We start from the raw sequence: 23,689 nt of genomic DNA on the forward strand, positions 1-23,689 counted from the left end.
CGTGCGGACACCACCCGGCAGGCGCCTCCGCGGCGCCGGAGATCCGGACCTCGCGGCTCCCCGGCATTCCACCGCCACGACAGAGCGCTTGAAAATCTGCCCGAATCGCCGGCGGAAACGACATGATCTCCATCCGCGGCAGGCGCCATGCGAATGCGAACCAGGGAACGGCGGCAAGGCCTGACCTCGTCCGCCGCGCGCTTCCGGTGTGCGACCGGCGATAGCCTCTCGTGCGGACGAAACGGGAGGTAAGCGGCGTGACGGAACTGCTGATGGGGCTCAGCCTCGGCCTGGGCGCGGGGGTCACGCCCGGCGCGCTGCTGACGCTCGTCATCACGGCGAGCCTGCGCGGCGGGTTCCGCTCGGGGGTGCGCCTGGCCTGCGTGCCGCTGCTGTCCGACCTGCCCGTGGTGCTGCTCGCCGTGACGGCGGTCGGGGCGCTGCCGCAGGTGCTCCTGCGCGTGCTGGCGGTCGGAGGCGGGCTCTACGTCGTCCACCTCGGCGTGGAGACGCTGCGCGAGGCCCGTACGGCCCTGCCGCCCCGGCCCGGCGAGGACGCGCCCTCCTCGGCCCGGGAGATCCTGCGCGGGGTGGTGGTGAACATGCTCAACCCCCACCCGTGGCTGTTCTGGATCGCGGTGGGCTCACCGATCTTCGTCTCGGCGTGGGACCACGCCCCGGCGTACGCGCTGGTCTTCGTGGGCGGGTTCTATCTGGTCCTGGTGGGTTCCAAGGTGGCGCTTGCGGGGGCCGTGGGGGCCGGGCGGCACCGGCTGACCCCCCGCGGCTACCGCCTGCTGCTGGGCGCGAGCGGCGCGCTGCTGGCCGTCGTGGGCGCCGTGCTCACCGTTCGAGGACTGCTTCCCCAGGGGTTGTAGCGGCCACCCTGCTGCGGCGCCGGCCGTACAGGAAGTAGACGACGGCGCCGACGACCATCCAGGCGAAGAACCGGATCCAGGTCTCCACGGGCAGGTTGAGCATCAGGTAGGCCGAGGCCAGCACCGACAGGATGGGCACCACCGGCACGAACGGGGTGCGGAAGGAGCGGGGCAGGTCGGGACGGGTCCTGCGGAGGATCATCACGGCCACCGCGACGATCACGAAGGCGAACAGCGTGCCGATGTTCACCAGCTCCGCGATGGCGCTCAGCGGGATCAGCGCCGCGAGCACCGCGGTGGCCGCGCCGATGACGATCGTGATCCGGTACGGCGTGCGGAACGTCGGGTGGACCTTGGCGAGGGACCGGGGCAGCAGGTTGTCACGGCACATCGCGAACAGCACCCGGCTCTGGCCCAGCATGAGGATCATCACGACGGTGGTGAGCCCGGCGATGGCTCCGATGCTGATCAGCGTGGCCATCCAGGGCTGGCCCACCGACCGGAACGCGTCCGCGAGCGGGGCAGACGCGCTGAGCTCCGAATAGTGCTGCATGCCGACGACCACGAGCGAGACCGCCACGTAGAGGATCGTGCAGACGACCAGCGAGGCGATGATCCCGATGGGCAGGTCGCGCTGCGGGCGGCGGGTCTCCTCGGCCGCGGTCGCCACGACGTCGAAGCCGATGTAGGCGAAGAACACCAGGGCCGCGGCGGTGAAGACGCCGAAGACGCCGTACGCGACCGGCTGCACGCCGAACAGCACCTGGATGAGCGGGGCCTTCATGCCCTCCCCGGCGGCCATGTGGTGAGGCGGGGGGACGAACGGCTGGTAGTTGGCACCCTTGATGAAGAACAGCCCGGCGATGATCACGAGGAGCACGACGGCCAGCTTGACCGCGACCATGGCGCCGTTGAAGCGGGCCGACATCTTGATCCCGGCCACCAGGACCCCGGTCAGCAGGATCACGATCACCGCCGCCGGGATGTTGAAGACGGCCTCGTCGCCGGCGATGGACGGCGGCAGATAGACGCCGAAGTTCTTCAGCAGCGAGGCGAAGTAGCCCGACCAGCCCGAGGCGACCACCGCCGCGCCCAGTGCCAGTTCCAGCATCAGGTCCCAGCCGATGATCCAGGCCGGGAACTCGCCGATCGTGGCGTACGCGTAGGTGTAGGCCGAGCCCGCGACCGGGACGGTGGCGGCGAACTCGGCGTAGCACAGGGCCGCGAGCGCGCACACGATCCCGGCGATCACGAAGGAGATCGCGACGGCCGGGCCGGCCGTGTTGCGCGCCGCCACACCGGTCAGCACGAAGATGCCGGTGCCCACGATGACGCCGATGCCGAAGACGGTGAGGTCGAGAGCGCTCAGGCTGCGCCTGAGCCGATGCTCGCCGCCTTCGGCATCCTCAATCGACTGTTCGACCGGCTTCGTCCGGAAAAGGCTCATCCGCAGGCTCCTCATCACGTCGATGACCTGCAGACTTCCCGGTCACACCGGTATTACTCCTGGTTGTCAATCGGTGGGCTGCACGAGCCGCGCGGGATGGCTCTCCATCACCTGCGACCGGCGCGCCACGGCCTCGGTGATCTGGCGGGCGAGGTCCTGCCCGGTCAGGCCGATATCGGAGAGGATCTTGGCCCGCTTGGCGTGGTCGAGGAAGCGCTGGGGGATGCCGTAGGTCCGCACCGGCACGTCCACGTCGGCGTCGCGCAGCAGGCGCGCCACGGCGTCGCCCACGCCGCCGACCCGGCCGTTGTCCTCCACCACGACGACCAGCTTGTGCGCGGCGGCGGCCAGCGCCAGCGCCTCGTCGAGCGGCTTCACCCAGCGGGGGTCGACCACGGTGGTGGAGATGCCCTGCGCGTCGAGGAGGTTCGCGGCCTCCAGGCAGACCTCGGCCATCGGGCCGACCGCGACCAGCAGCACGTCGGCGTCGCCGGCGCGGAGCACGTCCATCTCGCCGAGCTTGCCGACCGCCTCGACGTCCGCGGGCAGGCCGCCCTTGGGGTAGCGGACCACCGTCGGGCCGTCCTCGATCCGGACCGCCTCGGCCAGCAGCTCGCGCAGCCGCGCGCCGTCGCGCGGGACGGCGATCGAGAGCCCGGGGATCACCTGGAGGATCGACAGGTCCCACATGCCGTTGTGGCTGGCGCCGTCGTCTCCCGTCACGCCCGAGCGGTCGAGCACGACGGTGACCGGCAGGCGGTGCAGCGCCACGTCCATAAGGAGCTGGTCGAAGGCCCGGTTGAGGAACGTCGCGTAGAGGGCCACGACGGGGTGAAGACCGCCGAGCGCGAGCCCGGCGGCGCTGGTCAGGGCGTGCTGCTCGGCGATGCCCACGTCGTAGATCCGGTCCGGGTACGCCTCGGCGAACGCCGCCAGGCCGACCGGGTGGAGCATCGCCGCGGTGATCGCGACGACGTCGTCCCGCTCACGGCCGATCTTCACGATCTCCTCGCTGAACACGTTGGTCCAGCTGTGCGGCTTGGGCCGCTCCTCGCCCGTCAGCGGGTCGAACGGGCCGGGACCGTGGAAGCAGTCCTCGTCGTGGTTCTCCGCGTGGCTGTAGCCGTTGCCCTTGCGGGTGAGCACGTGGACGATGACGGGCCCGCGGAAGCCCCTGGCGCGGCGCAGCGCGGCCTCCACCGCCCCCTCGTCGTGGCCGTCGATCGGGCCGACGTACTTCAGCCCGAGGTCCTCGAACATGACCTGCGGGGTCAGGATGTCCTTCAGGCCCTTCTTGATGCCGTGCAGCGTGTCGTAGAGCGGCGCGCCGACCACGGGCACCCGGCCGAGGTTGTTCTTCACCAGTTCGAGCACGTGCTCGTAGCCCTGGCTCATCCGCAGCGACGACAGGTGGGAGGCGAGACCGCCGATGGTCGGCGAGTAGGACCGGCCGTTGTCGTTGACCACGATGATCAGCGGCAGGTCCTTGCGCCCGGCGATGTTGTTCAGCGCCTCCCAGGCCATGCCGCCGGTGAGCGCGCCGTCGCCGATCACGGCCACCACCGTGCGGCCGGTCTCCCCGCGCAGGGTGATCGCCTTGGCCAGCCCGTCGGCGTACGACAGGGCGGTGGAGGCGTGCGAGTTCTCGATGAAGTCGTGCTCCGACTCGGCCTGGCTGGGATATCCCGACAGGCCGCCCTCCTGGCGCAGCGTGTCGAACTGGCCGGACCGGCCGGTCAGCATCTTGTGCACGTACGCCTGGTGGCCGGTGTCGAACAGGATCGGGTCGCGCGGCGAGTCGAAGACCCTGTGGAGGGCGATGGTCAGCTCGACGACGCCGAGGTTGGGCCCGAGGTGACCGCCGGTCTTCGCGACGGAGGAGACCAGCAGGTCGCGGATCTCCGCCGCCAGCACGGGCAGTTCCCCGGCCTCAAGGCGCTTCACGTCGAGCGGGTCCTTGATCGTCTCCAGAATCCCCACCGCTCATCCTTCCCGCTCGCCATCGAACGGATCGAGTCTAGTTCGAGGAAGGTGCGGGGGGATCAGGGGTTGCACCGAACCTCCACAAGACCTTCCCGGCGCCGGCATCGATCCTGCTTTACCCGTCGCCTCCTCCTGCTCTACCCTCATGATCCCCTAGAAGGAACATCCGCGCTGCCGGATCTTCGGGCGATTCGCCACTTCCTGACTATCTCTCTGTCCGCTTGAGATGCCCACTGATGATTCGCATAAGCCTCCGCACGGCCGCCGTCGCGGTCACGGCGGTGGTGGGAGCCCTGCCCCTCACCGGTGCGGCGGACGCCTCCGGCGCCTCGGCGCGGCCCGTGCCCACCGGGCCGGGAGCGCTGATGAGGAACCCGCTCTACGCCACGGGCGCGTTCCGATCCTCCGCGTGCACCGAGCCGGCCCGGCGGGCCGACGACCTCGGCTCCTACCGGGCCTACCTGGACGACCTGCTCGGCTGCCTCCGCCGGGCCTGGAGCGAGAAGTTCCGGCAGGCGGGGCTGCGGTTCTCCCCGCCCCGGGTGAGGTACATCACGAAGAGCGTCTACACGGGCTGCGGCCAGTTCATGGCGAGCTACGCGGCGAGCCTGTACTGCCCCGCGAACAAGACGTTGTGGATCATGCTCTCCAAGGAGGAGCTGTCGGACCCCAGGGGGTTCGGGCTCTTCACGGTCGTCGCCCACGAGTACGGCCACCACGCGCAGGACCGCGCCGGCATCCTGGCCGAGTTCGAGCGGCGGTCCCGCACGCTGAGCGGAAAGCGGGCCCTCGACCTCAACCGCAGGATCGAGCTGCAGGCCGACTGCTTCTCCGCCGCCTTCGTCCGCAGCGTCTGGTCCTCGCTCGCCCGCGACCGGCGCGACTGGGACGAGTGGCTCACGGCGGACGAAGGCGACATGTGGCACGGCACGACGCGCAACATCCGCTACTGGCTCAAGCGCGGCTGGGCGGGTGGCGGCCCTCAGGCGTGCGACACGTTCCGTGCTCCCGTCTCCAAGGTCGCCTGACCACGTTCAGGTGGCGACCCGGGACAACGCTTCGAGGGGGTCGGCGAGCACCTGGGCGAACGCCAGCTCGGCCGCCCCCATCAGCGTCGCGTCGTCGCCCAGGGCCGAGGTGCGCAGCCGCACCTGCTCCCGGGTCGCGCGCAGGGTGCCGGTGGCGATCCGGCTGCGCACCTGGGCGGCCGAGCCCAGGTAGATCTCCCGCAGGATGCCGCCGAAGACGACCATCTCGGGGTTGAAGACGTTGACCAGGCTGGCCACGCCGAGCCCGAGCCAGTTGCCCACTTGGGCGAGGGCCTCCTGGGCCATCACGTCGCCCCGGTCGGCGGCGTCGACGACGGCGCGGACCGCGTCCCTGCCGATCATCTCGCCGTACCGTCCGGCGTGCTCCATCAGCGCCGGCTCCCCCACCTCGGCCTCCAGGCAGCCGCGCGAGCCGCAGGCGCACGGGCGGCCGTCGGGGTTGACCACCATGTGGCCCACCTCGCCGCCATACCCGCCGTACCCGCCGAGGAGCTGGCCGTTCACGATGATGCCGCCGCCGATGCCCACGTCGCCGTGCAGGTAGATGAGGTCGCGGCAGCCCGCGCCGATGCCGCGGGTGTGCTCGGCGAGCGCGCCGAGGTTCGCCTCGTTGCCCACCGCCACGGGCAGCCCGAGCGCGAGCCGCTTGGTCAGCTCCTCCCCCAGCGGCACCTCGAACGCGCCGATGTTCGGCCCGATCCTGACGACGCCATCGGAGGCGCGGACCACCCCGGAGACCGCCGCCGCCGCGCCGACGCAGATCGTGTCCTCGCGCGTCCTGCGCCGCATCTGCCGGGCGAAGCCCGCCAGCGTCCCCACGACCTGCGCCATGTCGAACTCCCCGCGCGCCCGCGCGGCCTCACGGCGGTCGAGGATCACCCCGCCGAGGCCGATGCGCGCGGCGGCCAGCCGGTCGACGCCCACCTCGAAGGCCAGGACGTAGACGCGGGCCGTCTCCGGGCGGACGACCAGCGACGGCCGTCCGGCCCGGCCGGTGTCCTTGGGCAGTTCCTCCCTGACGAGGCCCGCCGCCGTGAGGTCCGCCGTGAGCGCCATGATGGTGCTCCGGTTCAGCCCCATCAGCGAGGTCAGCTCGGCCCGCGACGTCGGCCCTCCGAGATGGACGTGCCGCAGCAGCGTCCCGAGGTTGTGCTTGCGGATCTCCTCCTGTGAGGGACCGGCGCGCATCATCGGGGGAGCCTCGGATTCCGTGGGGTCGGGGGGAACCTGACCAGGTCAGGGGTCGCAGATCACCTTATCGGGGCCCGATCACGTCATCTTCTGCCGGTCGCCGCCGCACGCTTCCTCGACAGGGCGTCCACGCCCGCGGCGAGCAGGAGCACCGAACCGGTCACGACGAACTTGACGCCGGCGCTGTAGCCCATGAGGCCCATGCCGTTCTCGATGACCGCGACCACCGCGCCGCCGAGCAGCGCGTCGAGCGCCCGGCCCTTGCCGCCGAAGAGGCTGGTGCCGCCGATGACGGCCGCGCCCACCGCGAACAGCAGCACGTTGCTGCCGCCGGTGTTGGGGTCGACCGAGTTGGCCCGCGACGCCGCGATGATGCCGCCGAGCGAGGCCATGAAGGAGCAGATGACGAAGGCGGAGATGCGGATGCGGTCCACGTTGATGCCGGCCCGGCGGGCGGCCTCGGCGTTGCCGCCGACCGCGTAGATGTGCCGGCCGTACGCCGTGCGCCGCAGCACGAAGGTCCAGACGATCAGCAGGATCACGATCAGCGGGACGACGATCGGCACGCCCTTGAGCGACACGAGCGCCGCGTTGCGGCTGCGCTCCAGGTTGAGGACGTACACCGCGATCCCGGAGACCACCGCGAGCGTCACGACCCGGGCGGCGATGACCGCGATCGGGGTGGCGACCAGGCCGCGCGCCGCGCGGCGGCGCGCCTGCAGGAGCTGGATCGCGGCGTACGCGACGACGCCCACGATCAGGGCCGCCCATCCGGCGACCGGCGGGACGTTCTTGTTGGCGATCGCGAGGATCGTCTCGTCGCGGATCGAGATGTTGGTGCCGTCCTTCACCAGCAGCAGGACGACGCCCTGGAAGGCCAGGAACGCCGCCAGCGTGACCACGAAGGACGGGATGCCGAGCTTGGCCACCAGCGACCCGAGCACCAGGCCGATGACCGCGCCGGTGACCATCGCGGCCAGGACCGCGAGATACCAGGGCCAGCCCTGCAGGGTGAGCAGCACGGCGAGCACCGCCGCGCAGACGCCGCTCGCGAAACCGGCGGACAGGTCGATCTCGCCGAGGAGGAGCACGAAGATCAGGCCCATGGCGATGACGGCGACCGCCGCGCCCTGGGTGAAGAGGTTGGCGAAGTTGACCGCCGAGAGGAAGGCCGGGCGCAGGACCGAGAAGACCACGCAGAGGATGATGAGGCCGAAGACCGCGGGAAGGGCCCCCAGCTCACCCCCCTTGATCCGCTCGAGATAGCCCTTGACGTGCACGCCGAGCGACGACTCGGCGTTCTCCTGCTTGGGGAGCGTTTCGGTTGTCATGATGCCGCTCCGTTGCCGTTCTTGAGCCCGAGCTCCCCGCTGCGCCCGGAGGTGATCAGTTCCACGATCTGCGCGTGGGTCACTTCGGACGCCTTGACCTGGGCGGCCATCCGTCCCAGGTACAGCGCCGCGATCCGGTCGGACACGGCGAAGACGTCGTTCATGTTGTGGGAGATGAGCACCACCGCGAGACCCTTGTCGGCCAGGCGGCGGACCAGTTCGAGCACCTGGGCGGTCTGCGCGACGCCGAGGGCGGCGGTCGGCTCGTCGAGGATGACGACCTTGCTGTTCCAGAGCACGGCCTTGGCGATCGCCACGGTCTGCCGCTGGCCGCCGGACAGGCTGGAGACGTGCTGGCGCAGCGACTTGACGGTGCGGACGGACAGGCCGGCCAGCGTCTTGGCCGCCATCTCCTCCATCGTGTCCTCGTCCAGGACCAGACCGCTGCGGCGCTCACGGCCCAGGAACATGTTCTGCACGATGTCGAGGTTGTCGCAGAGGGCGAGGTCCTGGTAGACGATCTCGACGCCCAGCGCCGCCGCGTCCCTGGGCCCGCTCACGTGGACCCGCTCGCCGTCGAAGAAGTATTCGCCCGAGTCGATCGGGTGGATGCCGCCGATGCACTTGACCAGCGTCGACTTGCCGGCGCCGTTGTCGCCGACGAGTGCTGTCACCTCACCCGGGTAGGCCGAGAAGGCGACGTCGTGAAGGACCTGCACGGGGCCGAAGCTCTTGTTGATGCCGCGCAGTTCCAGGATCGGTCCCTGGGACACGATGGGCTACTCCGTAGATCGATGGGGCCGGTACGGCGCCGTTGTCCGGGCCGCCTCTCGTCGCTCCGGGCGGTGCGGGGCGCCCTGTGCCTGGTCGGAACGGTGCCCTGTCCGGACAGGGCGCCCCGCACGGTGCTCGTCGCGGCTCAGCACGTCACCCGCTAAGGGGGGTCCGCGTCGCCGTACGCACCCGGTGGATGGATGGTGCTTAGCTGATGCCGGCCTCGGTGCACTTGTCGGCGAACTCGCCGGTGCACAGCTCGTCCTTGCTCACGAAGCCGTCGGCCACGACGTCCTTGACGTTGTCGAAGAAGATGGCCTGGGGCTCCAGCAGCACGGACGGGACGTCGCGGTTGCCCTCGGTGTCCTTGACCGAGCCGCTCACCTGCGGCTGCTCACCCTTGGCCAGCGAGACCGCGAGCTGGGCGGCCGCGTCGGCCTCCTTCTTGATGGCCTTGTAGACCGTCATGCACTGGTCGCCGGCGAGGATGTTCTGCAGGCCCTGCACGGTGGCGTCCTGGCCGGTGACCGGGACCTTGCCGTTCAGCTTCTGCTTCTTCAGCACCGAGATCGCGGCGTTGCCGAGACCGTCGTTGGCGGCGAGGACACCGGCGATCTTCGGCTCCTGGGTGAGCATCTGCTCGAAGATCGTGCCGGCCTGGGTGTTGTCCCAGTCGGGAACCGACTGGTCCGGGCCCTTCTTGTACTCGCCGGAGTCGTACTTCGGCTGCAGCACGCTGTCGTAGCCCTGCTTGAACAGCGTCGCGTTGTTGTCGGTCGGCGAGCCGTTCAGCTCGGCGACGATCGGCTTGTCGGCCTTCTTGTCGGTCAGGCACTTGACCAGGCCCTCGCCCTGCAGCTTGCCGACCGCCGTGTTGTCGAACGACACGTAGTAGGAGGCGCTGCCGCCGAGCGTGAGGCGGTCGTAGTCGATCGTCGCGACACCCTGCGACTTGGCCTTGTCCAGCACGGCCTTGCCGGTGCCGCTGTCGAGGTTGACGATCATCAGGACGGTCGCGCCGTTGGTGATCATCTGGTCCGCGATCGTCTGGAACGCGGTCTTGTCGCCCTGGGCGTTCTGGATGTCCGACTGCACGCCCGCGGCGTCGAAGGCCTCCTGGAGGTACTTGCGGTCGGCGGTCTCCCACCGGGCGGAGGACTTGCTGTCCGGCAGGATGACGCCGATCTTGCCGGGCTTGGCGTCGCCGGCGGCGGCCGAGGGGGCGCCGCTGGCGTCCGCGGAGGTGTCACCGCTCTCGCCCCCGCAGGCGGTGAGACCGAGGGTGAGCGCCGCGGCGGCGGCGCCGATGCTGAGGATCCCCTTGCGCATGATGCGTGGGTCCTTTCTATGACTGGGGGTCTATGAGGGGGTGCGGCCGAGCCGGTGCCCCTTCCCGCCGTCTGGGCAGATCTTGTGGGTTGCAGGCACCTTGGCCACCCGGTACGGCAGGGCCGGGTCACGGCGTTCACCGCTCCAGGGAATGTTGTTTGAGACAACGTAAGCCCAAAGCCCAGGTGGTGAAAGACACAGGACGGTAACGTTTGTTGTTCGCGGTAACAATGAAGAAACGTAGGATCAACATCCGGCGACGTTTCGGTCCGCCCGGTTCCACAGGTGATCGTGACGTTCGTGACCCTGGGACTCCTACGTCGGCAGGGACGCCCCGTGACCCTTTCCGGTTCGGCCGAAACCTGTTCCCCGAGACGGCAGGGGCGAGCGCGGGGAACGGCGACGCTCCTCACGGTTCCCGCGACGCAGGCGCTGTCGATGGCGCCGCTGGACGCGGGCCCCGCCGATGCCGCGGGGAACGCCTGGACCGAGTACGCGATCGTCCACACCGACCCGCGGGTGGTCTCCGCGGGCCTGCCTGCCGTACGGCCCGGTCGTGGGCCCTGTTGTGGGCCCGGTTGTGGGCCCTCTTGTGGGCCCGGTTGTGGGCCCGGTTGTGGGCCGTGTTGTGGGTTCAGTGTGCGAGGCTCTGCCCGAGCAGCGCGCAGGCGGAGACGGCGGCCACGGCCAGGACGGCCGTGCGGACCCGCCCGCCGTCCAGATAACGCCGCAGCGGCCCGGAGGCCGCGAAACCGAGCAGGACGAACGGCACCAGCGCCGCCCCACCGGCCAGGGCGCGTCCCGGGAGCCTGCCGAGGAGCGCGAGGATGACGAGCGACTGCGCGGCGCTCACACAGAAGAACAGCGCCAGCGTGGCCCTGATCTGCGGACCCCGGGCGCTCTGGTAGACCAGCGCGATCGGCGGCCCGCCGATCCCGGTGGCCGTGCCGGTGATCCCCGAGAGGAACCCGGCGGCCGTCAGCGTCGCGCCGTTGCGCGGCACGGACACCGCGCGGGCCGTCAGCACGACCGCGACCAGCACCATCACGCCGACCAGCACGCCGAGCGTCGTCGTGCTCACGTAGACGACCACGAGAGCACCGATCGCGCTGCCCGGCAGCCGGCCCAGCAGTGCCCACCCCGCTCCCCGCCACTCGGCCCTGCGCCACTCCCTGGCCAGCGTGAACAGCGGCATCGTCAGGTTGACGACCTGGACCGCCCCCGGCATGACCGACGGATCGAGCAACGTGATCAGGGGCGCGGCCACCAGGCCCAGCCCGAACCCCACCCCGCCCTGTACGACCGCCCCGATGAAGACGGCCACTCCCCCGATGAGCAGCAACACCACGTCGTGATCCATGGGCAGGGACCCTAGCGACGCCCCGCTGCCGCCCGGCAACCGGTTATCCGGACCCGATAACTCAGACAATCACCGTCAGTAATCGAAAGTTGTCGCGAGAGTAATCAACGCCCTCGTAGTCTCCTACGTGGCGACATCGCCATAGCGCTTTTTGTAGACAGGATCGTAGCCTCGCCGTATGGGGAGCGAGCAACGCCACACGACGATCCGGGTCAGCACTCTTACTCGCGACAAGCTCGCGGCGATCGCAAAGCAGGAAGGCAGACCCATGACAGCAGTGATCGACGACGCCGTCGCCGAATATGAACACAGGAAATTCTGGGAGGAGTTGCGAGCAGCGGTCGAGCGGACCCGGCGAGAGGACCCCGCGGGCTGGGCCGACCACCTGGCGGAGACAGCCGTCTTCGACCGGGCCGCTCAAGACGGTCTCGAGCCGGAGGACTGGTCCTCCCACCTGCCACCGAAGGAGCACGATGCGGATAACGCGCGGTGACCTCTGGCTGACCGACTACGGTCAGCCCACGGGCCGGGAACAGGGCGGGCCGAGGCCGGTGGTGGTCATGAGCGGCCGCGCCATGAACGACGTGCGGATGGGCCTGGTGTTCACCGTGCCGCTGACCACCACTGAGCGCGGCTGGCCCAGCCACATCGAGATCGCCCCCGGCACGGGCCTGGACAAGCGGTGCTGGGCGATGGTGGAGCAGTTCCGCGCCATGTCCGTGCAGCGCCTGACCAGGAGGATCGGCTGGGTGGAGGAGCCGTCACTCGAGAAGATGCGTGTCGTCCTGACTCACCTCATCCGGGCGTAGGCGAGCCGCCCGGAGCGGCCTCCGTACCCCTCTGCGCCCCGAGAGGCCGGCAGCGCGCGCCTGCCTGGCGGGGACTTCCGCCTTGCACGGGGCCACGTTCCAAGGCGCGGTGCCGGGCCGGCAGCCTCACTGCCGGCCCGGACCTCCCGAGATGTCAGCTCTTGACGAGCCCTCAGCTCTTGGCGAGCAGGGAGCGCAGGACGTACTGCATGATGCCGCCGTGGCGGTAGTAGTCCGCCTCGCCGGGGGTGTCGATACGCACCACGGCCTGGAACTCGACGTCCCCGGCCCGCACGGTGACGGTGGCGGGGGTCGAGCCGGCGTTGAGCTCCTCGACACCTACGATGTCGAAGGTCTCCTCGCCGGTCAGACCCAGCGACTCGGCGCTCTCGCCCTCGGGGAACTGCAGCGGCAGCACGCCCATGCCGATCAGGTTCGACCGGTGGATGCGCTCGTACGACTCGGCGATGACGGCGCGCACGCCGAGCAGCGCGGTGCCCTTGGCCGCCCAGTCACGCGACGACCCCGAGCCGTACTCCTTGCCGGCCAGGACGACCAGCGGGATGCCGGCGGCCTGGTAGTTCTGCGAGGCGTCGTAGATGAACGCCTGCTCCCCGCCCTTGGTGAAGTCGCGGGTGTAGCCGCCCTCCACGCCGTCCAGCAGCAGGTTGCGCAGCCGGATGTTGGCGAAGGTGCCGCGGATCATCACCTCGTGGTTGCCGCGGCGGGAGCCGTACGAGTTGAAGTCCCTGACCTCGACGCCGTGCTCGCGCAGGTAGCGGCCCGCCGGGGTGTCGGCCTTGATCGAGCCCGCGGGCGAGATGTGGTCGGTGGTGACCGAGTCGCCCAGCTTGGCCAGCACCCGGGCGCCCCGGATGTCGGTGACGGGCTCGGGCTTGGCCGGCATGCCGTCGAAGTACGGCGCCTTGCGGACGTACGTCGACTCCGGGTCCCACTGGAAGGTGTCGCCGGTCGGGATCGGCAGCGACCGCCAGTGCTCGTCGCCCTTGAACACGTCGGCGTAGTCACGCTTGAACATGTCCTGGCTGATCGACTCCGACACCACCGCCGCGACCTCCTCGGGCGCGGGCCAGATGTCCTTGAGGAAGACCGGCTGCCCGTCGACGCCGACGCCGAGCGGCTCGTTGTTCAGGTCGATGTCCATGGTCCCGGCCAGCGCGTACGCCACGACGAGCGGCGGCGAGGCCAGGTAGTTCATCTTGACGTCGGGGTTGATCCGGCCCTCGAAGTTGCGGTTGCCCGACAGCACGGCGGTGACCGCGAGGTCGTTCTCCTGGATCGCGGCGGAGATCTCCGGCTCCAGCGGGCCGGAGTTGCCGATGCAGGTGGTGCAGCCGTAGCCGACGAGGTTGAAGCCCAGCTTGTCGAGGTAGGGCTGGAGGCCCGACCGCTCGAAGTAGCCGGTGACGACCTGGCTGCCCGGGGCGAGCGAGGTCTTCACCCACGGCTTGCGCGACAGGCCCTTGTCCACCGCGTTCTTCGCCAGCAGGGCCGCGCCGAGCATGACGTACGGGTTGGAGGTGTTCGTGCAGGACGTGATCGCGGCGATCGTGACGACGCCGTGGTCGATCTCGAAGGACGTGCCGTCCGACAGCGTGACCGGGGTCGGCCGGTGCGGCCGCTCGCCGTTGCGCTTGACGGGGTGCGGCGCGTCGCCCGCCCCGCCGTGGTCGATAGCCGGAGGGTCCGAGGCCGGGAACGACTCGGCGGACGCCTCGTCGGCCGGGCCCTCGATGCAGTCGTCCGGGACGTACGTGCGGACCGCCGCGCGCCAGGCCGACTTGGCATCGGCCAGCGGGATGCGGTCCTGCGGGCGCTTCGGCCCGGCGATCGACGGGACGACGGTCGACAGGTCGAGCTCGATGTACTCGCTGAAGACGGGCTCGGGCGCCGAGGGGTCGAGCCACAGGCCCTGCTCCTTGGCGTACGCCTCGACCAGCGCGACCTGCTCCGGCGAGCGGCCGGTGAGCTTGAGGTAGTCGATGGTCTGGCCGTCGATCGGGAAGATGGCGCAGGTGGAGCCGAACTCGGGGCTCATGTTGCCGATCGTGGCGCGGTTGGCCAGCGGCACGCTGGAGACGCCCTCGCCGTAGAACTCCACGAACTTGCCGACCACGCCGTGCTTGCGCAGCATCTCGGTGATCGTGAGCACGAGGTCGGTCGCGGTGGCGCCGGCCGGCAGCTTGCCGGTCAGCTTGAAGCCGACCACCCGCGGGATCAGCATCGAGATCGGCTGGCCGAGCATCGCGGCCTCGGCCTCGATGCCGCCGACGCCCCAGCCGAGGACGCCGATGCCGTTCTCCATCGTGGTGTGGGAGTCGGTGCCCACGCAGGTGTCCGGGTACGCCTTGCCGTCGCGGGTCATGACGACGCGGGCCAGGTGCTCGATGTTGACCTGGTGGACGATGCCGGTGCCCGGCGGGACGACCTTGAACTCGTCGAACGCCGTCTGGCCCCAGCGCAGGAACTGGTAGCGCTCGCGGTTGCGCTCGTACTCCCGCTCGACGTTGCGCTGGAAGGAGTCGGGGTGGCCGAAGAAGTCCACGATGACCGAGTGGTCGATGACCATCTCGGCCGGAGCGAGCGGGTTGATCTTCGCCGGGTCGCCGCCCAGGTCGCGTACGGCCTCGCGCATCGTGGCGAGGTCGACGACACAGGGCACACCGGTGAAGTCCTGCATGATCACGCGCGCGGGGGTGAACTGGATCTCGACGCTCGGCTGGGCGTTCGGGTCCCAGCCCGCGATGGCGCGGATATGGTCGGCGGTGATGTTCGCGCCGTCCTCGGTGCGGAGCAGGTTCTCCAGCAGGATCTTGAGGCTGTACGGGAGGCGCGCCGACCCCTCGACGGCGTCCAGCCGGTAGATCTCGTATGACGCGTCACCGACGCGCAGCGTGTCACGGCTGCCGAAGCTGTTCGCGGACACGAAGTTCGCCTCCCCAGGGTTCCGGGATAGTCACAGGTTTCGTGTGCATCCTCCCGCACGCACGGGACACTCCTGACAATTAGGTTGCCCTAACCTGTGCGGCTCGGCGGATGTCTCGACATCAAGATATCCCTCAAGATATCTCGACATCAAGTTACTAATGGGTAGGCCGACGGCCATCGTTGTTGACGTCGGCAATCATGTGGATTTTTCGGTTTCGGGAAGTTCCCGCGTCCGCGCCGGCCGTGGAGCGTCCGGGCATAGACGCCGGCGGTCCGGCGTCCCCGCTCAGGCGGGCATCAAACGCAGGCAGAACAGCGCGATCACCACGATCGACAGGGCCGGGCCGAGGAACTGTTTCTCGAACGCCTTGCCGGTCTTGATCCCGATGTCCCACGGCAGGAGCCAGCGGCCCTTGATCGGCCATAAGACGGGACAGCCGCGCTCGGTCAGGCAGTCGCCGATCACGTGCACCAGGCAGCCGCCCCCGATGGCTAAGCCCAGCCAGGAGTAGGTGACCCCGAGCGACAGGAAGGTGACGAACAGCGCCGCGGTGAGGCCGATGTTCACGATCGCGGAGGTGAGCGTCTTGCCGGGCACGCCGATGCCCACCGCGCGGATGGCCAGGCCGATCATCAGCACGACCAGGATGTCGCGGCCGATGGCGTAGCGGGCGCCGAGCAGGTGTGCCCCCACTCCGGCCAGCACGCTGAACAGCAGGGAGTGGGTGGCGTGCCGGTGCCCGCCGCTCACGAAGTTAACGCCCTTGCTGATCAGCCAGGTCGCCGGTCCGAACGTCTGGGCGATCGTGGCACTGGGGTGGTCGAGATCGGGCAGCATGGCCGCGCCCGCGCACACCACGGCGCCCGCGACGAGCTCGGGCGGGCTCAGGATCGGCCCCGTCAGCGTCGCCAGCTCGGGATGCCCGAGCACGTCCGGCAGTGCCACCAGGCCCGGCGCGACCGCCAGCCACACCGCCGCCCCGCTCAGGGCGTGCGAGTGCCCCATCATGACAAGATCACGCCTTGAGACTCTACGGCAAAGCACCGACAAATTCCGCGAAGCACCCACCCCTCCGGATGCGTGTCGCCCCGATCGCCGCCACGGCGAGCAGCCGCCGCGCGTGGTCATGTCACGGGACGCGCTCGATGCCACCGCTCTCGGCCGCGCGTTCGATCGCCGCGAGCAGCCGGTGGTGGCGGGCGGCGGCATGGAAGTCAGGGTGAGCGGGGCGCCCCTCGGCGATCGCCCGGGCGATCTCCTGGTAGAACGCCGCCACGCTGGCCGCCGGTCCGGCCGCCGGGTCGAAGGGGACGGTCCGATACGCGTCGGGAACGGCCACCCGGTCGTCGCCGGACCGGATGTCCCAATCGGTCCAGTGCATGTGGACGCCCGGTCTGGGCGGCGTGATGGTCAGCGTGCCCACGGAGCCCGCGAGCTTCACGAAGAACCCGTCGGGGCTTCCGTCTCCCCCGTGCACCGCTCCCCCGCACACCGCTCCCCCATACACCGCGACCGAGGCCATGGTGCCGCCGTCGAGCCGGAGTGACCCGGCCTCCCGAGCGCCGCCGCTTCCGAAGCACCACCAGGGCCGGTCGGCGAGGCGCCGGCCGGGAAATGACAAAGACGGGATCGTCCCGCTCCAAGAGCACCCCCCAGCCCTCTCAGAGCAGAACGATCCCGTCTTCGTGAGAGATAACGCTACGGTCTCGGGGCCTGTTCCCTGTACTCGAAAAACTTCCTCGTGAGCTATGTCACTCTTACCCGGGCATTGTCGGAAGATGCATCGCGATATATCGTTGAGCCATCGAGAACAGATCGTGAGCCAGTCGAATCGGCCAGAAGGGGGCACTGCGATGAGTTGGGCACACGCGGTCGGGGGGCCCGGGACCCACACGGGGTTCGAGCACCGGTTGAGACACGAGATGCGCCGCGCGATGCGCGAGGCGTTCACGAAGGGGGCGGCCATGTGGCAGCAGGAACACCACGAGGGCGGGGGCCCTCACGAGCACCGGCACAGGGGCGGCATGCGGGGGCGCGGCCCGTGGGGCGGTTTCGGACCGGGCCCGTTCGGGCCGCCGTGGGCGGGCGGCAACTTCCCGTTCGGCCCGCGGGGCTTCGGACGGGGCAGGAAGGCCAAGCGCGGTGACGTGCGGGCGGCGATCCTCGCCCTGCTCGCCGAGGAGCCGCGCAACGGCTACCAGATCATCCAGGAGATCGCCGAGCGCAGCCAGGGCGGATGGAAGCCCAGCCCGGGCGCGGTCTACCCGGCGCTGCAGCAGCTCACCGACGAGGGCCTGGTGCGCGCCGAGGAGACCGACGGGCGCAAGACGTTCCAGCTCACCGAGGCCGGCCGCGCCTACGTCGAGGAGCACGGTGACGAGGTCCGGGCGCCCTGGGAGGAGATGACACCGGACATCGGCGACAACGTCCACGAGCTGTTCGACCTGTCCAGGCAGGCGGCGTCGGCGCTGGTGCAGATCGCCCACTCGGGCACCGAGGGGCAGGTCAGGCAGGCGCGGCAGGTCCTGACCGAGACCAGGCGGCGGCTCTACCAGATCCTCGCCGACGGCGACCCTGTGGAGGAGTGACGATGGTCTCCCCCGACGAGCCCGCCGCCGCAGGCGGCGCACACGCCGGCCACGACGGCGGCACGCCGAGGGCAGGGTCGGCGGGCCGCACCCCGCCGAGCGGTCCCGCGCACGGCGGGCTGCGGATCGGCGACCGGGAGCGCGACGAGGTGACGCGGCTGCTGCACGACGCGTTCGCGCAGGGCCGCATCACCCGCGAGGAGCTCGACGAGCGCCTCGACGCGACGCTCTCGGCGCGTACGGCCGAGGACCTCCGGCGGGTGACCGCCGACCTGCCCGGCGCATGGCCGGGCGACGCCCGGACCGGGGGCGCGCCGGGCGGCGGCCCGCGGACCGGGAGCCCGTGGCACGCGGGCTTCCCGTCCGCCGGCCTGCCCGGTTTTCCCGGCTCCCCCATGGGCGCTCGCCCCGGTCCGTACGGCCCCCTCCGGCCCGGCGGACCGCAGTGGGCCGCGGCCCAGGGCAACTGGGGACAGGGCGGCTGGGGACGGGGCGGCTGGGGACGGGGCATGGCCCCGCGGTGGCACGACCGCCGTCCGCATCCGGCCATGTTCCTCATCCCGGTTGCCGCGATCGTCCTCCTGATGGCAGGCCCGATGTGGCCGCCGTTCCTGGTGCTCAAGCTCGTGTTCGTCGCCCTGGTGGTGAGGGCGGTGCTGGGCATGACCCACCGGCGCCGTCACGGGCCCTACTCACGACACTGACTCCGGGTATTGCGAATCGGAGCTCCAGGTGATGACTTCTCGGTAGGACCGCACGCAACCCCCTGCCGAGGAGGAACCGGGAGCCGTGCTGCTGCCACGGGTCAAGCGGAGGCACGAGCCACACCGCTTCGAGGACGGAACGGTACGCATCGGCGGCGAGATCTACGGGCTGGCCGCCGAGATCAGGGATCCGACGGGGGGCGCGTGGGCCGCGCTCAGCCTGATGGACGGCACCCGGTCTCCCGACGACGTCGCGGAGGCCGTGTGCCGTCGCCTGCCCGGCGTCTCCGCGTCCCAGGCGGCGCGGATCGTCGCCGCCCTCATCGCGTCGGGGCACGTGGAGGACGCCGCGGCTCCGGCGCCGGGCGAGCTCACCGAACGGGAGCGCACCCGGTACGACCGGAGCCGGGCGTTCTTCCAGCAGGTCGACCTGGTGCCTGGACGGCAGGGGTGGGACGCGCAGGTGCGGCTGCGCGCCGCCCGGGTCGTGGTGCTGGGCCTCGGTGGCACGGGGAGCCATGCCGCGTGGGCCCTCGCCGCCTCCGGCGTCGGCCGCCTGCACTGCGTCGACGCCGACGTGGTGGAGCTGTCGAACCTGAACCGTCAGGTCCTCTACACCGAGGACGACCTCGGCCGGGCCAAGGCGGACGTGGCCGTCGGCAGGTTGCGCCGGCTGAACTCCGACATCGAGGTCACGGGCGAGCGGCGGGTGATCGGCAGCGAGGCCGACCTGCTGTCGATCCTGGCGGGCGCCGACGTCCTCGCGCTGTGCGCCGACGAGCCGAGGGAGCCGGGCATCCGGATCTGGGCCAACCGGATCTGCGCGCGGGCCGGCGTGCCCTGGGTCGGCGGAGGCTACAACGGCCCGCTCGTCACCGTGGGCACCTTCGCACCCGGGCGCGGCGCCTGCTACGAGTGCCTGGCTGCGGGCGAGGCGCGCCGCCGCAGGCCGGGCCTTCCGGTGGACCTCGGAGGACCGGGCGTGGTCGCCGCCTCGGCCGGCCTGTCGGGGCACCTGGTCGCCCATTCGGTGATCTCGCTGATCACCGGAGTGCCCGAGCCCGCAATCGGAACGGTCGTCGGGCTGAACCTCATCGCACCCGACCAGCATGTGTGGGTCCGGCATCCGCCTCGCCCCGGCTGCCCGGTCTGTGGAATTCAGCGGACATCGGCCGAGTCGCAAAACAGGACTTGACCGATCATGTGCAACATCCGAACATTTAGGTGTTTTCTCGCGCGAGGTCCGCACCACACAAATCCACAACAGAAGGTGCCCGATGACCCCTCAAGAGCAAAACCAGACCCAGCCGGAGGAAGAGGTCGAGCCGATCGCGGCCGATATCGCGATCCGCAGGCTCGACAAGATCGAGACGACGGCCTTCAGCCAGGGGAACTCGACCTGAGGCCGTCCGGCGGTGCCTGACGCATGCCGCCCGCCACGAGCGGGTTTCCCGGTGGACGCATCGCGAGGCGGAGGAGGCCGCGACGGAGCCATGGGCGCCTTTCCCGGGCCCCGCGGAAAGCCCGTGCCGGCGCGGGATTTCCGCGAGCGGTTCCCCGGGCCCTGCAGTGGTTCCGGTCTCCGTGATGGTTTCGAGACCCGCAGCACTTCCGGGATCCGCCGCACTTCCGGGCTCGGCTGCACGCCCGGGATCCGCCGCACTTCCGGGCTGCGCCGCGGTTCCGGGATCTGTGGCGATTCCGGGCGCGTACGGAATCACCACGGGAAGCGCGTACGGAATCGCCACGGGAAGGACACCGATTTCGGTCCCTCCGGAAAATCCGTTTCCGCGAGGAGTTCACCAAGGGTGACCCGCGGCGAGGCGCCGTACGCAGTGGGATGTGATTCGTCAGGCAGGACCGGGGCGGGCCGTGCGCCCGCCCCGGTGCCCCCCGCAGGTCACTCGTCATGACGGCGACCCGGGTCATCCTGCACGACCTCGGCGTACGCCGGGATCGCGCGGAGTGGATCGTCGGACGGGTGGAGACCGGGGACGTCATCGCCGTGCCCGAGCAGGGCATGCGGGTCATCCGCCTGTTCCAGGAGGGGGCCACGGTCCCCGAGGTGGAGCGCCGGCTCGGCGCGGAGACCGGGACCCGGATCAACGTGGGCGGCTTCGTCGACGGCCTGGTGCGAGCGGGCCTGGTGGCGGCGGTGGACGGCCACCCCGTTCCCGCGCCCGCTCCCCCGCCGCCCACCTTTCCGCGGCTGCTGCCCCGCCACGTGCGGTGGACGCTCGATCCGGTGCTGCACGCCGCCCTGGCGGCCGTGATCCTGGCCGGTGTGGTGGTGGCGCTGCTGCGGCCGGGCGTGATGCCCGGCTGGCGGGACCTGCTCTGGAGCGACCACGGGACGCTGGTCCTGCTGGGGCAAACGGCGGCCGGCTGGCTGCTGATCCTCCTGCACGAGCTGGCCCATCTGTGCACGGCTCGCGCCGCCGGCGTGCCGGGGCGCATCAGGTTCGGCACCCGTCTGCAGTTCCTCACGGCGCAGACCGAGGTGTCGGGCATCTGGCTGGCGGAGCGCCGGGTCCGGCTGACGGTCTACCTCTCGGGCATGGCGCTGGACGCCGCCCTGTGCGCGGTCTGTCTCCTGCTGACCGCGACGACGGGGCCGCACCCGGCCCTGTCGGTCGTCGCCCTGACGGCGCTGGTCATGCTGTCGGCGCAGTTCCTGGTGTTCATGCGCACCGACCTCTACTTCGTCCTGCAGGACGTGACGGGCTGCCGGAACCTGTACGGCGACTCCGTCGCGTACGCCGCGCACGTGTGCCGCCGGGTCCTGCTGCGCCGGTCGGCCGATCCGCTCGCCCGGCTGCCCAGGGCCGAGGGCCGGTGGGTCCGGGCGTACACCGCACTGCTCGTCGCCGGGACCGCGCTGTGCCTCTGGCTCGCCGCGGCGGTGACGGTCCCGGCGACCCTGGGCCTGCTCGCCGGTGCCGTGCGCGCACTTCTCGACCCGCCCGGCTGGGTGGCCGCGGCGGACGGCGTGGTCACGGTGCTGGTCGTCACCGGGTTCCACGTCCTCTGGGCCACGACGTGGTGGCGCAGGCACGGCCCGAAGGCGCGCCGTGCCGCCGGATTGCTGAGGAGGAACCGTGATCCCGAGCGAGGTGTTCGATGACGTCAGGGCCGCCGACGGCGAGTTCCTGGGGTTGGCGGCCTACCAGGCGGAGTTCGAGGAGGTCTACCGCGACGCGTCGGAGGTGGTGTGGAAGCTGGAGCGCGCCCAGCACTTCCACGAGCCGGCCGTGCCGAGCTGGCGGGCCGCCGACGCGGGCGACTGGGCGAAGGCCGTCGAGCTCATCGAGGAGATGCGGGCCCCGCTGACCGCGATGTACCGCGAGCGGGCCCCGTTCCGGCGGCTGCGTGTCGTCGAGCTGCCCCTCACTCCCTACCTGCGGTGGGAGGCGCAGATCTTCGCCGTACGGGTGGCGGCGGGCGAGGAGATCAGAGTGATCGGAGCGGCGGCGGTCGCCCCCCTGGAGACCCGGGCGCCGCTGCCCGAGCTGGTGGTCTTCGGCCCGAGCCTGCTGTACGAGGTCCGCTACGACGAGATCGGGGCCGCCGTCGGGGCCCGCCGGATCACCGACACCGCGGTCGTCGCCCCCTGCCTGTCCGCCCTGGCCTCCCTGTACGGCGAGGGCGAGGACCTGATGCCGTTCTTCGAACGCGAGGTGGCCCCGCTGCCGCCCCCGCTCGATCTGTCGGAGAAGTCCGCGGAGATTGGGCCTTGACCCTGAATCGGCAGCGGCCAACGATCGACGTGTCGCCCTCGGGGGAGAGTTTGCGGCCACGCCGACGAACGGGAGGGTGAGATGAAGCCGGCCGAGCCAGAACCCGAGGTGGTGCAGGAGACCGAAGGAACGGCGAGGACGAGGCAGATCACGATCAGGCTGCTGGACGCGGCGGAGACGGCCGTGTGCAGCAACTCGACGGGGAACTGACTGACCAGACGTCCGCGGAAGATCCAAGCGCGCCAGTTTCCAGATCCGGGCCGGGGCCTGGCGCGCTCCGACCAGCGATTCGGCTTCTGGCCGAAGGAGACTTCATGCCCGGAGAAGCGTTCGAGCACGTCAGACAGGCCGCGGGAGAGGTGCTTCCCGTGGTGGAGTACCGGACCGAGCTCTACGACCACCTGCGCCGGATGGAGGGTGTCGTATGGAAGCTGGAACGCGCCCAGCACTTCCACGAGCCCGACACCCCGAGCTGGGTCGCCATGATGAGCGGTGACTGGGACCGGTCGCTCTCGCTGATGGCCGAGATGCGCTTCGCCGACGACCTGCCGCCCCGGGCGGAGCTGCGCCGGCTGCGGATCGTCGAGATGCCGCCGACGCCCTACCTGCAGTGGGAGATCGTGCTGCTCGCGGCGCGCACGCGGGCGGGCGAGCGGGCGCGGGCGCTGCACGCCCGGTCCGTACGCCGCCTGGAGACCCGCGCTCCGCTGCCCGAGCTGCTGATCGTCGACAGGGACCTGATGTACGAGATCCTCTACGACGAGATCGGCGCCCATGTGGGCGGGCGGCGGATCACCGACACCCGGGTGGTCGGGGACTGCGCGCGAGCCGTCGCGGAGCTGTACGCCGGCGCCGAGGACATGGTGGCCTTCCACGACCGCGAGGTGGCACGGCTGCCGCCGCCGGGCACCGGGCGGATCCTGTCCCGCCCCGGCCACCCGTGAGGCGCGCCCGGCCGCGCCGGCGGGACAGGTGACGGCGGGGCAGGGACGGCAGGCAGGGGACGGCAGGCAGGGGACGGCAGGACGAAGCGACGACGGGGGCGGCAGGGCAGGTGACGGTCGCCGGGCCGGGGGACGGAGCATGATGAGCGGGCGGGGCAGGGCTCAGGCCCCGTCCCGCCCGTGCTCCTCCAGCGCCGTGCGCAGCGTGGCGAGCGTGGCGGCGGTCCGGGCGAGCTCGGCGGGCGGGACGGCGGCGGTGCGGGCGGCCAGCTCGTCCCGCAGGGTCGGGCGGGCCGCGGCCAGGAGCCGGGAGCCCTCCGGCGTGAGGCTGAGGACGGATGACCGCCGGTCGTCCGGATGCGCCGTGCGCACGCACAGGCCCGCGCTTTCGAGCCGGTCGACGGCCTTGCTCACGGCTCCGACCGTGATCCCCACCTCGCGCACGATGTCGAGCACCCGGCAGCCGGGACGGCCTTCGATGATGTCCAGGAACTCGAACTGCCCCAGGCCGATGCCGTGCTCGGCGCGCAGCCGGTCGCTCACCGTGTTGTACAGCCGGGTCTCGACGCGGACGAGATCGGTGAACAGGCGAGTGATGTCGGTCACATCCGCCGA

At 70.8% G+C, this 23,689-nt stretch carries 23 protein-coding genes; 12 read left to right on the forward strand and 11 right to left on the reverse strand.

Annotated features, from left to right (window positions below):
• The first annotated feature begins 257 nt into the window (after positions 1–257).
• Positions 258–878 (forward strand): LysE family translocator, encoded by a 621-nt coding sequence (locus HCK04_RS03925; protein WP_142645478.1) that lies wholly within the window; start codon positions 258–260, stop codon positions 876–878.
• On the opposite strand, the gene HCK04_RS03930 is transcribed toward HCK04_RS03925, so the two are convergent.
• Positions 844–2,325: an amino acid permease gene (locus HCK04_RS03930; RefSeq protein ID WP_142645479.1), complete on the reverse strand. Its 1,482-nt coding sequence runs from the start codon at positions 2,323–2,325 to the stop codon at positions 844–846. The genes HCK04_RS03925 and HCK04_RS03930 overlap by 35 nt on opposite strands.
• Before the next feature lie 66 nt (positions 2,326–2,391).
• Positions 2,392–4,305 (reverse strand): 1-deoxy-D-xylulose-5-phosphate synthase, encoded by a 1,914-nt coding sequence (gene dxs, locus HCK04_RS03935; protein ID WP_142645480.1) that lies wholly within the window; start codon positions 4,303–4,305, stop codon positions 2,392–2,394.
• Positions 4,306–4,544: 239 nt separating this feature from the next.
• On the opposite strand from dxs, the gene HCK04_RS03940 reads away from it, so the two are divergent.
• Entirely contained in the window at positions 4,545–5,336 is a 792-nt protein-coding gene (locus HCK04_RS03940; protein ID WP_142645481.1) for a neutral zinc metallopeptidase, read from the forward strand.
• Between the two features lie 6 nt (positions 5,337–5,342).
• Here HCK04_RS03940 and HCK04_RS03945 read toward each other — a convergent pair whose 3' ends face one another.
• The 5 genes from HCK04_RS03945 to HCK04_RS03965 all read right to left on the reverse strand — a co-directional run bounded on the left by HCK04_RS03945 (position 5,343) and on the right by HCK04_RS03965 (position 11,342).
• Positions 5,343–6,548, reverse strand: coding sequence for an ROK family transcriptional regulator (locus HCK04_RS03945; protein WP_142645482.1), 1,206 nt, complete (start codon positions 6,546–6,548; stop codon positions 5,343–5,345).
• 83 nt (positions 6,549–6,631) lie between these two features.
• Complete coding sequence (locus HCK04_RS03950; protein WP_142645483.1) at positions 6,632–7,879, reverse strand: ABC transporter permease; 1,248 nt, start codon at positions 7,877–7,879, stop codon at positions 6,632–6,634.
• Positions 7,876–8,652, reverse strand: coding sequence for an ATP-binding cassette domain-containing protein (locus tag HCK04_RS03955; RefSeq protein WP_030505450.1), 777 nt, complete (start codon positions 8,650–8,652; stop codon positions 7,876–7,878). Before HCK04_RS03955 ends, HCK04_RS03950 begins: the two co-directional genes overlap by 4 nt.
• A 208-nt stretch (positions 8,653–8,860) precedes the next feature.
• The gene (locus HCK04_RS03960; RefSeq protein ID WP_142645484.1) at positions 8,861–9,982 is read right to left on the reverse strand and encodes a sugar ABC transporter substrate-binding protein; all 1,122 of its coding nucleotides are present in this window, start codon (positions 9,980–9,982) and stop codon (positions 8,861–8,863) included.
• A 634-nt stretch (positions 9,983–10,616) separates the two neighbouring features.
• Entirely contained in the window at positions 10,617–11,342 is a 726-nt protein-coding gene (locus HCK04_RS03965; RefSeq protein WP_205829786.1) for a sulfite exporter TauE/SafE family protein, read from the reverse strand.
• Positions 11,343–11,520: 178 nt separating this feature from the next.
• Here HCK04_RS03965 and HCK04_RS03970 point away from each other — a divergent pair, with 178 nt between their 5' ends.
• Positions 11,521–11,835 (forward strand): hypothetical protein, encoded by a 315-nt coding sequence (locus tag HCK04_RS03970; protein WP_142645485.1) that lies wholly within the window; start codon positions 11,521–11,523, stop codon positions 11,833–11,835.
• Positions 11,816–12,151 (forward strand): type II toxin-antitoxin system PemK/MazF family toxin, encoded by a 336-nt coding sequence (locus tag HCK04_RS03975; RefSeq protein ID WP_205829787.1) that lies wholly within the window; start codon positions 11,816–11,818, stop codon positions 12,149–12,151. The genes HCK04_RS03970 and HCK04_RS03975 overlap by 20 nt, the downstream gene beginning before the upstream one ends.
• 172 nt (positions 12,152–12,323) lie before the next feature.
• On the opposite strand, the gene HCK04_RS03980 is transcribed toward HCK04_RS03975, so the two are convergent.
• From HCK04_RS03980 to HCK04_RS03990, 3 genes are all read right to left on the reverse strand, one after another.
• Complete coding sequence (locus HCK04_RS03980; RefSeq protein ID WP_142645486.1) at positions 12,324–15,098, reverse strand: aconitate hydratase; 2,775 nt, start codon at positions 15,096–15,098, stop codon at positions 12,324–12,326.
• 288 nt (positions 15,099–15,386) lie between these two features.
• Positions 15,387–16,109, reverse strand: coding sequence for a metal-dependent hydrolase (locus tag HCK04_RS03985; protein WP_142645487.1), 723 nt, complete (start codon positions 16,107–16,109; stop codon positions 15,387–15,389).
• A 121-nt stretch (positions 16,110–16,230) separates the two neighbouring features.
• Positions 16,231–16,722 carry a hypothetical protein gene (locus HCK04_RS03990; RefSeq protein ID WP_142645488.1) on the reverse strand — a complete coding sequence of 164 codons (492 nt, stop codon included), beginning with the start codon at positions 16,720–16,722 and terminating at the stop codon, positions 16,231–16,233.
• A gap of 232 nt (positions 16,723–16,954) precedes the next feature.
• Between HCK04_RS03990 and HCK04_RS03995 the strand changes: the two genes are divergently transcribed.
• The 8 genes from HCK04_RS03995 (at position 16,955) to HCK04_RS04020 (ending at position 23,074) form a co-directional block, all read left to right on the forward strand.
• Positions 16,955–17,689, forward strand: a complete 735-nt coding sequence (locus tag HCK04_RS03995) for a PadR family transcriptional regulator (RefSeq protein ID WP_240970910.1) — start codon at positions 16,955–16,957, stop codon at positions 17,687–17,689.
• Between the two features lie 2 nt (positions 17,690–17,691).
• Positions 17,692–18,393: a DUF1707 domain-containing protein gene (locus HCK04_RS04000; RefSeq protein ID WP_142645489.1), complete on the forward strand. Its 702-nt coding sequence runs from the start codon at positions 17,692–17,694 to the stop codon at positions 18,391–18,393.
• Between the two features lie 85 nt (positions 18,394–18,478).
• Complete coding sequence (locus HCK04_RS04005; RefSeq protein WP_185948914.1) at positions 18,479–19,588, forward strand: ThiF family adenylyltransferase; 1,110 nt, start codon at positions 18,479–18,481, stop codon at positions 19,586–19,588.
• An 82-nt stretch (positions 19,589–19,670) separates the two neighbouring features.
• Positions 19,671–19,796 carry a hypothetical protein gene (locus HCK04_RS43365; protein ID WP_260617097.1) on the forward strand — a complete coding sequence of 42 codons (126 nt, stop codon included), beginning with the start codon at positions 19,671–19,673 and terminating at the stop codon, positions 19,794–19,796.
• A 506-nt stretch (positions 19,797–20,302) separates the two neighbouring features.
• Complete coding sequence (locus tag HCK04_RS04010) at positions 20,303–21,517, forward strand: hypothetical protein (protein WP_142645490.1); 1,215 nt, start codon at positions 20,303–20,305, stop codon at positions 21,515–21,517.
• Positions 21,492–22,130 carry a DUF6879 family protein gene (locus HCK04_RS04015; RefSeq protein ID WP_142645491.1) on the forward strand — a complete coding sequence of 213 codons (639 nt, stop codon included), beginning with the start codon at positions 21,492–21,494 and terminating at the stop codon, positions 22,128–22,130. The genes HCK04_RS04010 and HCK04_RS04015 overlap by 26 nt, the downstream gene beginning before the upstream one ends.
• An 81-nt stretch (positions 22,131–22,211) precedes the next feature.
• Complete coding sequence (locus HCK04_RS43370; protein ID WP_260617098.1) at positions 22,212–22,340, forward strand: hypothetical protein; 129 nt, start codon at positions 22,212–22,214, stop codon at positions 22,338–22,340.
• Positions 22,341–22,444: 104 nt separating this feature from the next.
• Positions 22,445–23,074, forward strand: coding sequence for a DUF6879 family protein (locus tag HCK04_RS04020; RefSeq protein WP_142645492.1), 630 nt, complete (start codon positions 22,445–22,447; stop codon positions 23,072–23,074).
• Between the two features lie 162 nt (positions 23,075–23,236).
• Here the strand turns inward: HCK04_RS04020 and HCK04_RS04025 are convergent, their stop codons facing one another.
• Positions 23,237–23,680, reverse strand: a complete 444-nt coding sequence (locus HCK04_RS04025) for a MarR family transcriptional regulator (protein ID WP_142645493.1) — start codon at positions 23,678–23,680, stop codon at positions 23,237–23,239.
• Positions 23,681–23,689: the final 9 nt, after the last annotated feature.

This window comes from Microbispora sp. CL1-1, from assembly GCF_012034195.1.
In the GTDB taxonomy this organism is placed as follows: Bacteria; Actinomycetota; Actinomycetes; order Streptosporangiales; family Streptosporangiaceae; genus Microbispora.

Excerpts from the sequence above, each read along its gene's own strand:
- HCK04_RS03970 (WP_142645485.1), top strand. The coding sequence starts at position 11,521 with ATGGGGAGCGAGCAACGCCACACGACGATCCGGGTCAGCACTCTTACT.
- HCK04_RS03985 (WP_142645487.1), bottom strand. The coding sequence starts at position 16,109 with ATGATGGGGCACTCGCACGCCCTGAGCGGGGCGGCGGTGTGGCTGGCG.
- HCK04_RS03975 (WP_205829787.1), top strand. The coding sequence starts at position 11,816 with ATGCGGATAACGCGCGGTGACCTCTGGCTGACCGACTACGGTCAGCCC.
- HCK04_RS03945 (WP_142645482.1), bottom strand. The coding sequence starts at position 6,548 with ATGATGCGCGCCGGTCCCTCACAGGAGGAGATCCGCAAGCACAACCTC.
- HCK04_RS43365 (WP_260617097.1), top strand. The coding sequence starts at position 19,671 with ATGACCCCTCAAGAGCAAAACCAGACCCAGCCGGAGGAAGAGGTCGAG.
- HCK04_RS03940 (WP_142645481.1), top strand. The coding sequence starts at position 4,545 with ATGATTCGCATAAGCCTCCGCACGGCCGCCGTCGCGGTCACGGCGGTG.
- HCK04_RS03930 (WP_142645479.1), bottom strand. The coding sequence starts at position 2,325 with ATGAGCCTTTTCCGGACGAAGCCGGTCGAACAGTCGATTGAGGATGCC.
- HCK04_RS43370 (WP_260617098.1), top strand. The coding sequence starts at position 22,212 with ATGAAGCCGGCCGAGCCAGAACCCGAGGTGGTGCAGGAGACCGAAGGA.
- HCK04_RS04010 (WP_142645490.1), top strand. The coding sequence starts at position 20,303 with ATGACGGCGACCCGGGTCATCCTGCACGACCTCGGCGTACGCCGGGAT.
- HCK04_RS03950 (WP_142645483.1), bottom strand. The coding sequence starts at position 7,879 with ATGACAACCGAAACGCTCCCCAAGCAGGAGAACGCCGAGTCGTCGCTC.
- HCK04_RS04000 (WP_142645489.1), top strand. The coding sequence starts at position 17,692 with ATGGTCTCCCCCGACGAGCCCGCCGCCGCAGGCGGCGCACACGCCGGC.
- HCK04_RS03965 (WP_205829786.1), bottom strand. The coding sequence starts at position 11,342 with ATGGATCACGACGTGGTGTTGCTGCTCATCGGGGGAGTGGCCGTCTTC.
- HCK04_RS03995 (WP_240970910.1), top strand. The coding sequence starts at position 16,955 with ATGAGTTGGGCACACGCGGTCGGGGGGCCCGGGACCCACACGGGGTTC.
- HCK04_RS03960 (WP_142645484.1), bottom strand. The coding sequence starts at position 9,982 with ATGCGCAAGGGGATCCTCAGCATCGGCGCCGCCGCCGCGGCGCTCACC.
- HCK04_RS04020 (WP_142645492.1), top strand. The coding sequence starts at position 22,445 with ATGCCCGGAGAAGCGTTCGAGCACGTCAGACAGGCCGCGGGAGAGGTG.